This window comes from Fibrobacter sp. UWH9 (assembly GCF_900129715.1).
Classification (GTDB): domain Bacteria; phylum Fibrobacterota; class Fibrobacteria; order Fibrobacterales; family Fibrobacteraceae; genus Fibrobacter.
Window position 1 is genome coordinate 105,104 of the sequence record NZ_FQWP01000005.1, and the last position, 12,060, is coordinate 117,163.

At 48.2% G+C, this 12,060-nt stretch carries 11 protein-coding genes; 7 read left to right on the forward strand and 4 right to left on the reverse strand.

Annotated elements, in window-relative coordinates; translation table 11 throughout:
• Window positions 1-104: 104 nt before the first annotated feature.
• Together BUB94_RS06260 and ruvX are read left to right on the forward strand one after the other, a co-directional pair.
• The gene (locus BUB94_RS06260) at window positions 105-1,028 is read left to right on the forward strand and encodes a sugar nucleotidyltransferase (protein ID WP_073235169.1); all 924 of its coding nucleotides are present in this window, start codon (window positions 105-107) and stop codon (window positions 1,026-1,028) included.
• A 13-nt stretch (window positions 1,029-1,041) separates the two neighbouring features.
• On the forward strand, window positions 1,042-1,452 hold the full coding sequence (gene ruvX / locus BUB94_RS06265; RefSeq protein WP_073160572.1) for a Holliday junction resolvase RuvX: 411 nt from the start codon (window positions 1,042-1,044) through the stop codon (window positions 1,450-1,452).
• Window positions 1,453-1,512: 60 nt separating this feature from the next.
• Here ruvX and BUB94_RS06270 read toward each other — a convergent pair whose 3' ends face one another.
• The gene (locus tag BUB94_RS06270; protein WP_249269276.1) at window positions 1,513-2,739 is read right to left on the reverse strand and encodes a diguanylate cyclase domain-containing protein; all 1,227 of its coding nucleotides are present in this window, start codon (window positions 2,737-2,739) and stop codon (window positions 1,513-1,515) included.
• A gap of 170 nt (window positions 2,740-2,909) precedes the next feature.
• Here BUB94_RS06270 and BUB94_RS06275 point away from each other — a divergent pair, with 170 nt between their 5' ends.
• Window positions 2,910-3,431: a nitroreductase family protein gene (locus BUB94_RS06275; protein ID WP_073235172.1), complete on the forward strand. Its 522-nt coding sequence runs from the start codon at window positions 2,910-2,912 to the stop codon at window positions 3,429-3,431.
• On the opposite strand, the gene BUB94_RS06280 is transcribed toward BUB94_RS06275, so the two are convergent.
• The 3 genes from BUB94_RS06280 to BUB94_RS06290 form a co-directional block, all read right to left on the reverse strand.
• Window positions 3,428-4,660 carry a phosphotransferase gene (locus BUB94_RS06280; protein WP_175549684.1) on the reverse strand — a complete coding sequence of 411 codons (1,233 nt, stop codon included), beginning with the start codon at window positions 4,658-4,660 and terminating at the stop codon, window positions 3,428-3,430. The two genes, BUB94_RS06275 and BUB94_RS06280, sit on opposite strands and share 4 nt — an antisense overlap.
• 93 nt (window positions 4,661-4,753) lie before the next feature.
• Entirely contained in the window at window positions 4,754-5,293 is a 540-nt protein-coding gene (locus tag BUB94_RS06285; protein ID WP_073235177.1) for a beta-class carbonic anhydrase, read from the reverse strand.
• A 35-nt stretch (window positions 5,294-5,328) separates the two neighbouring features.
• Window positions 5,329-6,201 carry a hypothetical protein gene (locus BUB94_RS06290; protein WP_139260151.1) on the reverse strand — a complete coding sequence of 291 codons (873 nt, stop codon included), beginning with the start codon at window positions 6,199-6,201 and terminating at the stop codon, window positions 5,329-5,331.
• 345 nt (window positions 6,202-6,546) lie between these two features.
• Here BUB94_RS06290 and purB point away from each other — a divergent pair, with 345 nt between their 5' ends.
• The 4 genes from purB (at window position 6,547) to BUB94_RS06315 (ending at window position 12,054) form a co-directional block, all read left to right on the forward strand.
• The gene (gene purB / locus BUB94_RS06300) at window positions 6,547-7,989 is read left to right on the forward strand and encodes an adenylosuccinate lyase (RefSeq protein ID WP_073235187.1); all 1,443 of its coding nucleotides are present in this window, start codon (window positions 6,547-6,549) and stop codon (window positions 7,987-7,989) included.
• Window positions 7,990-8,584: 595 nt separating this feature from the next.
• A complete protein-coding gene (locus BUB94_RS06305; RefSeq protein ID WP_073235192.1) occupies window positions 8,585-9,775 on the forward strand; it encodes an iron-containing alcohol dehydrogenase in 1,191 nt (396 codons plus the stop codon).
• Between the two features lie 9 nt (window positions 9,776-9,784).
• A complete protein-coding gene (locus BUB94_RS06310; RefSeq protein ID WP_073235195.1) occupies window positions 9,785-10,201 on the forward strand; it encodes a YunG family protein in 417 nt (138 codons plus the stop codon).
• Between the two features lie 116 nt (window positions 10,202-10,317).
• A complete protein-coding gene (locus BUB94_RS06315; RefSeq protein ID WP_073235198.1) occupies window positions 10,318-12,054 on the forward strand; it encodes a DNA/RNA helicase domain-containing protein in 1,737 nt (578 codons plus the stop codon).
• The last annotated feature ends 6 nt before the right edge of the window (window positions 12,055-12,060 follow it).

Here is a 12,060-nt window from a genome sequence, read left to right on the forward strand (position 1 = left end):
AATTACATTTTATAGTATGATATTAGTATTACAAAATTTATATCTTGTCAAAAAAGCTATCTTTTAGAGACTAACTTTTCAAATTTGTTTCACACGGATTTTTAATGAAGATTGTTCTCCCTGTTGCTGGCAATGGACTGCGTCTGCGTCCTTATACCGAAAATCTGCCGAAGTGTTTGCTTCCGGTGGCCGGCAAGACTATTTTGGACTGGATTGTTGAAGACTCATTGTTTTTGAAGCCTGCCGAAACCATTTTTATCACTGGTTACAAGGCTGAAACTGTTGATTCATTCCTTGCAGAACGTTCCGCATGGGGTAAAACCCGTACTGTCGTCCAGAATAACCCCCAGGGCCTGGGTGAAGCCATCAGTTTGGCTCTTCCTTTTGTTGGCGACGATGAGCCGCTCCTGATTATTTTGGGCGATACTCTTTTTGAGGCCGATCTTTCTGTGCTGGAACAGGCTGACGAAAACATCCTCTACACCTTCAAGGTGGAAGATCCCCGTCGCTTTGGCGTGGCCGTGACTGATGCCGAAGGTCGTATTGAACGCCTGGTCGAAAAACCCCAGGAATTCGTTTCTGATGAAGCCATTGTGGGCATCTATTACATCAAGGATACCAAGGTTCTTAAGGAATCCCTCAAGTATCTGATGGACAACGATATTCGTACCAAGAACGAATTCCAGCTGACCGACGCCCTTGAAATGATGATCCAGAAGGGTTGCCGTTTCCGTACTGCACCTGTAAGCAAGTGGTTGGATTGCGGTCTGGCAGAAACCCTGCTCGAAACCAATGCTCACGTGTTGAACCGCAATGACAATTCCGCTGACTTTATAAGAGACGACGTGAAGGTTATTGCTCCCTGCTATATTGGCAAGGATGCCAAGCTGACCAATTGCACCATCGGTCCTAACGTGGCGGTTGGCGACGGTTGCGTTGTCGAAAATTGCACAATCGAGAATGCTGTCCTCTGGAACGGAGTCACGGTCTGCAATAAGCAGCTTGATAACGTTATCATCCACGAGTAGTGGATTTACGATCATGAACTATCTTGCCCTGGATTATGGCGAACATCGTGTGGGAGTCGCTTTTGCCGATTCCGAACTGAAGTTTGCTTTCGCCCGCGAAACTATCGACCAGAAGACCACAAACTTGTGGGTCCGTCTAGATGCTCTTGTCAAGGAAAACAAGGTGAACGCCTTTGTGGTCGGTATGCCGTACCATCCCGATGGTCGTGCCAATGGCAAGAACGTTGTGGTCGAAAAGTTTGTGCAGGATCTCAAGGAACGTTTCCCGGGTATGCCAGTCTACACTCAGGATGAATCCTATTCCAGCGTGCAGGCCCAGGCTTGTACCGCACATTTCAGCAAGAAGAAAAAACAAAAGAGCAAGGCGGTTATTGACCAGCTTGCAGCCCAGATTATCTTGCAGCGTTGGTTAGACGAGAATTAACCGAAAATGAAACTAACCGAAAATGATTTAAGGCCGGCTTACTGTCGGCCTTTGTCGTTGTTAGTCGTCTTTACGTTTTTTTTCGGCCTTGTCCGTGTACATTTCGTGGTCGGCCCTTTCCAAATACTTTATGATGTCGTCGTTCTTGGAAGTCATGCAGGAGTAGCCGAAGGCAACGCTGAAGCGTCGTCCGCGAATTTGTAGCATCTGGGCCTTGGACTTCAGGTGCAGAATGTAGTTTAGCAACTGAGGTTCCGTAGTTCTCGGGATGATTGCCAGGAATTCGTCGCCGCCCATTCTGAAGAACATGGCGTCTTCGGGGAGAACCATCTTGAACAGCACGCCCACAAGTCGGATGTATTCATCGCCGATCAGATGTCCGTAATAATCGTTTACCTGCTTCAGGTAATTGCAGTCTGCCGATATGAATCCCAGCGGCAACTTGTCGTCGGTAGCGATCGTTCCTAGAATTTCGTTCAGGTAAGTTCGGTTGTATAGGCCGGTCAGTTCGTCGGTAATGGCCAGACGGTGCAGCTGGCGTTTAAGCTTTTCCTGTTCCGTCACGTTGTTGATCAGGGCCACGATGCCGTAAATGTTGCCCTTGTCGTCGTGGACGGGTTCCTTGATAATCTCGAGGAATTCCTGGATTCCGTCTGCGTTTACCTCGATGACGTAATGGGCGCCCTTGCCGGTACGGATAATCTCCTTGTCCTTTTCCATGGCCATCTTGGCGTTTTCTTTGTCCTTACGGATTTCCACGTCGGTCTTTCCGCGGATCGTCCAGCCCGGTTCGTCGGCGCCGTGAAGGTGGTGCCAGTAATGGGTGCAGAACACGTACTTGCCTTCGGCATCCTTCAAGAAGATGTTGGAGGGGAGTCGCTTTAGAATGTACTCCAGTTCCTGCAGATGGATGGATTCCTTGACGTTGGTCAGCTTTTCAAGTCGGTTGACGATTAGCTGCTTGCTGTAAGGGGCACTGATAAAGTCCAGTACACCGTAATCCAGGCACTTGAATTCCTTGTCGGACGGAGTCTTGGGGGTGACCACGATAACGGATGCCGGAAGCAAAGTCTTTTTGGATTGGATCGCCTTTAGCAGACTGTAATCGTTGTCTGTGGCGGCGTCCGACATGATTAGGATGATGTCCGGATTTGTTTCGGTCAGCGTTCCCCAGATGCCATTGCCCGATTCTGTAGTTAAAAACTGGCTGTCGAAATTTTCGACAAGGATGCTCTGGAGCGTCTTGTCAACTTTCGATTTCTTTGAGAATAGAACCAGTTTTTTCATTTACGGTAATCCTTGATTATGCAAACTGTAAAACAGCACACTCCAAATATAAATAGAGCTTGTAAAAAAATAGTGCGATTTTTTTTTGAAAAATGCTATTCCAAATGCGATTAAAGGCTGATAATTAGAAGAAAAAGGTTATATTCACCAAAAAAAGAGAGGTTTCTTCTATGGAATTTTTGGATTTGGTGAAAAATCGCTACAGTTGCCGCAAATTTTGTGACAAGAATGTTGAAGAAGAAAAGCTTCTGCAGATTTTGGAAGCTGGGCGTCTGGCTCCTACGGCGATGAATCATCAACCATTGAAGATTTTCGTTGTAAAGTCTGCCCAGTCGCTGGAAAAACTCCGCGGAATTACCCGCATGGCCTACAACGCCCCGGTTGTTCTTATGGTTTGTTACGACAAGGACTTGTGTTACCGCGCCCTAAATTACAACGACGAACACGAATGCGGCGATATGGATGCCAGCATTGTAACCACGACAATGATGATGCAGGCCACGGAACTGGGTCTGAATACTTTGTGGGCACGAGGATTCAATGCCGTGGAAATTGCACGGGCTTTTGAATTGCCTGAAAATTTGAAGTTGAGCTGCCTATTGGATATCGGCTATGCCGATCCTGCAGAAGGTGGCCCCAGCCCCCGCCATTCCGTTCGAAAGGGAATGGAAGAGCTGGTTTCCGAAATTTAGTTCTGGAGCAAGGCGTCAACCTGCTTGAACAGGCCGGCGATCATTTCGGGCTTGATGGCTAACAGGGTTTCAATCCTGGAAGTCAGCATGGCGATACTTTCGGGTCTGGGTTCTGGTGCCGCATTGACTCTTGCCGCAATGCTGGGGAGAACCTTGATCAACATACCGATCTGGGCTGCCTTGATTAGCAGTTCAGCGGTCTGGGGATTGAACTTGTCTCCCAGGTAGCTCTTGATAAATGCGGGCCAAACCTTTGAAGCCGTGGCTTCGTCGGTTCCCATGAATTGCCAGGGCTGCATCTGGGGGTTGTTCTTGAGAAGGGTGTCCAGCATGCACATGCTGCTGAACTCAAAGATGGGGTGGCCCACTCTGACGTCGCCCATGTCAATCAGTTCAATTTCACCATTACGGATCAAGGTGTTCTTGGGGTGGAAATCACCGTGGAGCAATGTGGACGGGTCGGGAATGGCGGCGATTGTATCCAGGATTTGCTGGAACTGTTCCTCGTTGACCCACTTTCTGACGTGTTCCATTTCGCCGATAATAAATTCCTTGAAACTCTGGAATTCGTTGTTCTTTACGACGGTGGCGTGAATGCTGCGGGCCAAGTCCGCGATCTGCTGGATACGCTGGTCAAATTCTTCGGGATGCTCGGTAATGTAGGAACCCACGGTCTGGGCGTCTAGCATTTCATAAACCACGCCCATATCATTGCCAACCTTGACGATGTCGTAGCTGATGGCTGTGGGCATGCCGTAGACAAATGCCTTGCGGGCGTTTTCCTGTTCGCGCTTGATGATGTCAATGGAGTTGGCGCCTTCAACCCTGTAGACCTTGACAATGGAATCTTCGCTCAGACGATAGACTGTGCCATAAGCTCCGCGGCCGATTTCCGGACAACCCTCGATACTTACGCATCGATAGGCCTTTTGAACGTCCAGAATTTCTGTAAAACCAGTCACTTCAAAGATGTCGTACACTTCGCTGGTAACGTTGATGACTGTAACTGTGGGAATTTTCTTTTTAAGCTTGAGAAGGATACGCAGACCTGCAGAAGAAATGTATTCCAGTTTTTCTGCGTCAATGGTGGCGGCTGTAGGGGAGTTGTCTCCGAGTAGTTCCATCACCTGCTTTTCTGCATCGCCTGCGTTGGATGAATCAACCTTACCGGATAGGATAATGCTGAGACTGTTATTCTCGATTTTCCCGTCAATATTTACAACAGTCATGATTTTCTCCTTCAAAATCATTAGATGTCAATAATATAACCTCAGATTTTGAAAAAAAGAGAAAATTGACTTAAATCGACGTTTTGGGGTGCGTTAAAGTGATTTTAGCGCACCTGTTTCGGATTCCATGATGTATCCTCGGACCACGATGTCCTTGGGAACCAGGGGATGGTTCTTTACCAAGTCAACTGTTTCTAGAACAGCAGCTTCGGTATCTTCGAAGCCGTGGAGCCAGGAATCCAGATCGATACCGCAATGGCGCATGAGGCTGATGTGCTCTTCGTCTACACCACGTTCCTTCATCAGGTGGAGCATTTCCTGGGCGTCCATGCCCTGCACGCCGCAGCCGGTGTGGCCGATAATCATAATTTCATTGACGCCCAGCTCGTAGATGGCTACCAGCAGGCTTCGGACGGTACTATCGAAAGGATTGGTAATGGTGCCGCCGGCATTCTTGATCATCTTCACGTCACCGTTCTTGATGCCTAGCGCTGCAGGGAGCAGTTCCACTAGGCGTGTGTCCATGCAGGTGACGATGGCAATCTTCTTGTCGGGATATTTACTGGTGGCGAATTTCTCGTAGCCCTTGTTGGCTACAAATTCCTTGTTATAGGCGAGCATTTCCTGAATCATGATGAAACTCCGTGTTTTTCTAGAAAGTTAAAATACTAAAATTCAGCTCGGTCTTCCCAGATGTCGGCGATAACTTCGCACATGTCGTCGCTGTCGTCGGAGGATGTTGTGCCTGTAATCATATAGATGTAATTGTTTGCCTGCACGCTTGCCAATGTGCAGGTCTTGCTATCGGGAAGGGATCGGCTGATGGTACCGTATTTCTTCTCTGCATTGTAGGTTGCTTCACTTGCGGTGTAGCTAATCATGCGGCCTCTTTTTTGTAAAGCGGCTGAACCCTGGTTTAAGATGGGGATCATTTCATTGCCCGCATTGCCGAATAACGATTGAACGACGTTCATCTTTTCGTTAGGGCTAAGTGCTCCGTGACCCGTAACTGAGAAACGGTCACTGAGTTCAAAAAACAATTCTTGGCTGGTCTTACTTTCTCCGCTTGTCTTTCTTGTTGATATTCCTATTGTGGAGAGAACCGAGTCGTTTTGCAACAGACGTTTTGCTATTTCTTGCTCAGTTTGATCGATGAGATTCTTCCAGTAATCCATATCCCAGTTCAAGTAGTATAGGGCAAATTCTTCGTCGCTTACATCAAAGGGGGAGGTGAATGTGGTATCCTGGGCGAAGTAGTCCTTACGGGCCCCTCGGATAGCGATAATCTTGTTGTCTTTTTTTACAGTAAAGGCAGATACTTCCCGGTCTAGGTCAAATATATTGAACCGAATATCCCAAGCACCGCCGAATTCATATTTGAACGGAAGCGGGGTGGGAATATGCACGGTTCTGCTGGTGACGAAGGACCTGCCCATGTTTTGCATGGAGTATTCCTTGACAGAAGGTGCCGTGCGACTTGGGGTAAAGCAACCGCAAAAAATGAACGCAATAAGAACGAGTGCAGCGAAAATTCTGAACATGTTTCCTCCTAAATTTTGCGAACAAATATATCAAATACAATTGTTGATGGTTTGGAACAACGAACTTACCTGAGTCGCGAAGATATTGAAAATTTGCAGAAAGGATAGCAGAAAATTCCCTAAAAATATGGATTTATTTCTAACGTCTTGCTCCTCAATGAGTTAGACGTTTTTTTTTGAACGTTTAAATTCTGCGTTTTGAAAATGTACTTGGTAAGTTGTTTTTAGGTTTATATGCGATTCTAATTTTGCATTGCATAAGTGAAGCGCTGGTATAGGATTTGAACGTTTTAATTTCTACATTTCACCCCGTAAATTTAACGGGGACAACCCAAAGGATAAAACATGCGTGATCAATTCGAAAGCCCGCTGATTCAGCGTTATGCTTCTAAGGAAATGAGTTTCATCTTCAGCCCGCAGTACAAGTTCCAGACTTGGCGCAAGCTGTGGATCTACCTGGCCGAATCCGAAAAGGAACTTGGCCTGCCCATTACCCAGGAACAGGTGGACGAACTGAAGGCTCACGCTACCGATATCAACTTTGACGTTGCCGAAGAAGAAGAAAAGCGCCGCCGTCACGACGTGATGAGCCACGTTTACGCTTACGGTGTGCAGTGCCCCAAGGCTAAGGGCATCATCCACCTGGGTGCAACTTCCGCTTTCGTTGGCGACAACACTGACCTCATCCAGATGCAGCAGGCTTTGATCATCGTTCGTAAGCGCCTCTGCCGCGTGATGGATAAGCTTTCCAAGTTTGCCATGGAATACAAGGACATGGCTCAGCTGGGTGCTACTCACTTCCAGGCTGCTCAGCTCACCACCGTGGGTAAGCGCGCTTGCCTCTGGCTCCAGGATTTGCTCATCGACCTGGAAGAAGTGAACTTCCTCATCGAAGTGCTGCCGTTCCGCGGCGTTAAGGGCACCACCGGTACCCAGGCCTCCTTCATGGACCTGTTCAACGGCGATGAAGAAAAGATCATGGAACTGGACCGCCGCGTTACCGCCAAGGCTGGCTTCAAGCGCGTGCTCACCATCACCGGTCAGACCTACACTCGTAAGTGGGACAACCGCGTAAACCAGGTGCTCAGCTCCATCGCTCAGTCCCTCCACAAGTTTGCAACCGACATGCGCCTCATGCAGGGCGTTAAGGAAGTGGAAGAACCGTTCGAAAAGACTCAGATCGGTTCCTCTGCCATGGCTTACAAGCGTAACCCCATGCGTTCCGAACGTATCTGCTCTCTGGCCCGTTTCGTCATGGCCCAGGTGAACAGCACCGCCATTACTCAGGCTACCCAGTGGTTCGAACGTACTCTGGACGACTCCGCCAACAAGCGTCTCGCTATTCCCGAAGCATTCCTCGCTATGGATGCAATGCTCATCATCGCTGAAAACGTGACCAACGGCCTGGTGGTTTACCCCAAGGTTATCGAAAAGCGCATTATGGCAGAACTTCCGTTCATGGCTACCGAAAACATCATCATGGAAGGTGTGAAGAATGGCGGCGACCGTCAGGAACTCCACGAAGAAATCCGCGTGATGTCTCAGGAAGCTGGCCGCGTCGTTAAGGAACAGGGTAAGGATAATGACCTTCTCGAACGCGTTCTCAAGAACGAAAAGCTCCAGAAGCTGGGCATCACCGAAGAAAAACTGAAGGAAATTCTGGACCTTCGCAAGTTCGTTGGCCGCGCTCCTGGTCAGGTCGTGAAGTTCGTGACCGAAGAAGTCCGCCCGGCTATCGAAGCAGTGGAAGACTGGAATAATATCGACGCCGGCGAACTGAAGGTTTAATTTTGTCCTATAGCCTGCGCGATACTGCGTTGCTCGCCCTCTCACGTACGATTAGTACGCTACGAGGGCTCGCGCCTTGTCTCGCTTGACTCTAGAACAAAATTGAATGCCTGGTTCTAAAGCGAAATTTGATTCAGATGTCATCCCTTCGACAAGCTCAGGGCAGGCTCTGAGCGTTAGCGAAGGATCTAGCAACTTTTAAAGTGCGGCTCCTATGGGGTTGCATTTCTTGTATTTGTTTCGTTTTTTCGAATTTTTGGACTCCATTTTAATTGGTTTATCGGATTTGGAGTCCATGTTTTTAGACAAACTAACGCGAAAATGGCGGATTACCGTGTTGTCTAAGTTTTGAATGGACTCCTTTTTTCATTGTTGTCCATTTTGGAGCCTATTTTTGAACAAACTTTATTATGTTCGTTGAATACAAAGTAATGAAATGGGCTCCAAATTAGCTTGGTTTGCCTTTTGGGAGTCCATTTTTTGCAAAAAAACGTTGATGGAAGCACTGATTTTATGGAACACTTGGTCATCTTTGCAATGTAATTTTGGAGGAGCCGTGGCTCAGCCCCGGCATTTCTTTTATATATTCAAACTCATGAATAATTTTACCTTCTACAGTCCTACAGAATTTGTTTTCGGTCGTTCCACAGAATCCCTGGTAGGGGAGCTTTGCCTTAAGCATGGCGCTAGCCGCGTGATGATTATTTACGGTGGGGGCAGCGTGGTGCGCTCCGGTCTTTTGGACCGTGTGAAAAGTGCATTGACCGCTGCAGGAATTGCCTTTACAGAAATGGGTGGCGTGCAGCCGAACCCCATTGATACCAAGGTTCGCGAGGGCCTTGAGATTGCCCGTGAATTTAAGCCGGATTTTTTGCTTCCGGTAGGTGGCGGTTCCGTAATCGATACTGCCAAGGCCATGGCTGTGGGTTACTACTACGATGGTGACTTCTGGGATTTGTACGAAGTGGTGGACGGCAAGAAGAAAGCCACGGGAACTCGTGCACTGCCTTTGGGCGTTGTGCTGACCATTCCTGCTGCAGGTTCCGAAGGTTCCGGCAACTCCGTCATTACCAATACCACCACCAAGGTGAAGGTGGGTATCCGCTATCCCATGATTCTTCGCCCGAAGTTTGCGGTGATGAATCCTGAATTGACTATGACTTTGCCGGAATGGCAGACAGCCAGCGGCGTCAGCGATATGATGGCCCACATTCTGGAACGTTACCTGAGCAACACTCCTGACGTGCAGATTGGCGACCGCCTTGCAGAAGGTATGCTGCTGGCCATTATGGAAAATGCGGAAAAGCTTATTGCCGACCCGCAGAATTACGAAGCCCGCGCTAACATCATGTGGAGCGCTACTATCGCCCATAACGATACTTGTTCCATCGGCCGCGTGGAAGACTGGAACAGCCACGCCATGGAACATGAAATTTCTGCAGAGTACGATGTGACTCACGGCGCAGGCCTTGCTGTGATTTTCCCGGCGTTCCTGCAGTACGGTGCCAAGCACAATCCTCACAAGATTGCCCAGCTGGGTCATCGCGTGTTAGGCGTTGCGAACTCCGGCGACGAAGCTGCCGACGCTATGGCGGGTGCTCTTGCCCTCAAGACCTGGTTCCACGACAAGCTCCATATGCCTGTGACTTTCGCACAACTTGGCATAGAAAATCCCAACCTGGAATTGCTCAACGAACGCCTTCATAAGTTGAAGGGCGACGTTCTTAAGGGCTATATGGATTTGGATGCTGCCGCTACCATGGAAATCTACAAGTTGGCCTTGTAAAGGTTTGCCATGTTGAATAAATCCTACAAGTTTTATGGTTGGGAAGGTGCTCCAGAAAAAGTGCGGCGCCTTTACGACCTGCTTTCCGGAATCTGGTGTGTTGAAACTTGCGCACCCCGCCTTCGTCAAAAATGGTCCTGCGAAAACAAAACCTGCGGACAGTGTTCTATTACGGCATTTTTAGTGCAAGATCTTTTGGGTGGGGATGTGTATGGCATTCTCCGGCCGGAAGGTGGTGTCCACTGCTATAATGTAATTGGAGACCGTGTTTTTGACTTGACCAGCGAACAGTTCGGCGGTGAAAAGCTTTGCTATGAGGGTAATGCATTGCAGTCTCGTGAGGTTCATTTTGCCAAGGAAGAAAAACGGCTTCGTTACGAGATGCTGAAATCTCGATTGTTAGAGGTTATTCCGGGGCATATTTAAAAGGGTTGCCTTCGCTTTTTAGGAATCATCCGTTCTGGATGATTCCTTTTCTATTTATTTAAAAGTATGCGTTTTTTATTTATGATATTATATTCCTTGTAAAGAAGGATTTTTTTATGTCTACTATTCGTAAGCGCTTGTCTACTGAATCTACCTCACGTTCCGAAATGGCCATTTTCGATATGGCCTCCTGCTTGGATGAAAAATGGAATGTGTGGATGAATGTTCACCTGAATTTTGCCGTGAGAGGCCGGGGTAATGATGTGGACCGCGAAGTGGACTGCATCCTTTACCACAAGAAGTATGGGATGCTCCTGATTGAATGCAAGGACGGCCAGATTTCTACGGAAGAGTCGCAGGGTTCCGAAAACGGTTTTGTGTGGAAGCAGGGAAACCGCGTGATGGAACGTTCTCCCGTTCAACAAGTGCAGTCCTTGATTTATCCACTTCATGATCATTTTAGCGGTATGTTCCCCAAGGATGAAGGGGCTGGCTATCACCGGGTTCGTGTGCAGTGGGCCGTTTGTTTTGCGGATATGGATAGCGTTGGGAAAATTGGCAGCAATGCCATGCAACCTAAACGCGCGATTTTAAAGTCGGACCTGAAAAGCTACAATACTTTGGAACGTAAGGTCAAGAAAATCCTGGAAATGAAGGAAGAATCTCGGGGAGGAAATCCCTTCCCCAATGATGAACTTTCGGATGAAAATTTTGACAGGCTGGTTTCGTTCCTGGGTTGCTTTGATGAACCTTCCTGGCCGGAACTTTGGGATATGCAGGCAGAAGCCCGTGTGCGCCCGACGGAAATTCAGGAAATGCTGATGGAGTCCATTGTTCGTAACCCGCGCATGCGTATCGAGGGTGTGGCTGGTTCTGGAAAGTCGTTGTTGGTGCAGTGGGAGGCGACCCGCCTGGCTCGCGAAGGGAAGCGGGTTGTGGTTCTTTGCTACAATGATTTGCTGGCGGAACACATGCAGCAAAATTTTGTGGAGGCTGGCCTAGATGAATCGCAGGTGGTGATGTCTGGATTCCATAAGTTGGCGGCTAAATATGTGCGCCTGGCCAAGGTCAAGGGTGTTGCCCGCAAGGAACCGGATGATGCTAAGGAGAAGGCTGAATATTTTGAATCCATGTCGGTCTTCTTTAAGGAGGCTCTGGAAAAATTACGTTGCAAGAAGAATCGCTTTTTTGATGCCCTGATTATTGATGAAGGACAGGACTTCGCCAACGATTGGCTTGATACGGCTTTGCTTCTGTTGAAGGATCCAGAAAAGGGGATTGTGCGATTCTTCTATGATTCCAAACAGACTTTGTACAAAGGCCGCGAGGTTCTGGGGAATGCTGCCATTAATGCCATGCCTGTAATGGTTCTTAAGCGAGGCTTCCGCAGCACCAAGAAAATTTTGAACTGGGTTCATGACGTAACGGATATCCGTATCCCTTGTTACGAAGATACGGTGCCTGGCCGTGAGGTAGATGTTCGCCTATATGACAAGCCCGAAGACCAGATTGAAATGTTGCGGAAGGTGGTTGTGGATCTGAAAAAGAAGGGTGTCGAACCTAAGGACATTCTGGTTGTTTCATTGAGAAGCAAAAATCATTCCGGCCTGGCGTCGTTGAACGATGATGTATTCCAGTGGAGCGATGTGAGCGATTCTTTGAACAGTCTTGCCATAAACATGGTGTCGGCCTACCGCTATAAGGGCTTGGATAAGCGGGTGGTTGTTTTGACGGATCTAGAACCGTCCAAGAATGACCCTGGCGCGCCTCATAGCAATGCCAATCTGATTTTGGTGGGGGCTACCCGAGCCAAGGAACATCTGGTCGTTTTCAAACAGCGAAAGAATTTCTAAAAAAAT

What these genes read in the sequence shown, in the direction of transcription:
- BUB94_RS06260 (WP_073235169.1), top strand. Translation starts at nt 105, where the DNA reads ATGAAGATTGTTCTCCCTGTTGCTGGCAATGGACTGCGTCTGCGTCCT.
- purB (WP_073235187.1), top strand. Translation starts at nt 6,547, where the DNA reads ATGCGTGATCAATTCGAAAGCCCGCTGATTCAGCGTTATGCTTCTAAG.
- BUB94_RS06310 (WP_073235195.1), top strand. Translation starts at nt 9,785, where the DNA reads ATGTTGAATAAATCCTACAAGTTTTATGGTTGGGAAGGTGCTCCAGAA.
- BUB94_RS06305 (WP_073235192.1), top strand. Translation starts at nt 8,585, where the DNA reads ATGAATAATTTTACCTTCTACAGTCCTACAGAATTTGTTTTCGGTCGT.
- BUB94_RS06275 (WP_073235172.1), top strand. Translation starts at nt 2,910, where the DNA reads ATGGAATTTTTGGATTTGGTGAAAAATCGCTACAGTTGCCGCAAATTT.
- BUB94_RS06280 (WP_175549684.1), bottom strand. Translation starts at nt 4,660, where the DNA reads ATGACTGTTGTAAATATTGACGGGAAAATCGAGAATAACAGTCTCAGC.
- BUB94_RS06270 (WP_249269276.1), bottom strand. Translation starts at nt 2,739, where the DNA reads ATGAAAAAACTGGTTCTATTCTCAAAGAAATCGAAAGTTGACAAGACG.
- BUB94_RS06290 (WP_139260151.1), bottom strand. Translation starts at nt 6,201, where the DNA reads ATGTTCAGAATTTTCGCTGCACTCGTTCTTATTGCGTTCATTTTTTGC.
- BUB94_RS06285 (WP_073235177.1), bottom strand. Translation starts at nt 5,293, where the DNA reads ATGATTCAGGAAATGCTCGCCTATAACAAGGAATTTGTAGCCAACAAG.
- ruvX (WP_073160572.1), top strand. Translation starts at nt 1,042, where the DNA reads ATGAACTATCTTGCCCTGGATTATGGCGAACATCGTGTGGGAGTCGCT.
- BUB94_RS06315 (WP_073235198.1), top strand. Translation starts at nt 10,318, where the DNA reads ATGTCTACTATTCGTAAGCGCTTGTCTACTGAATCTACCTCACGTTCC.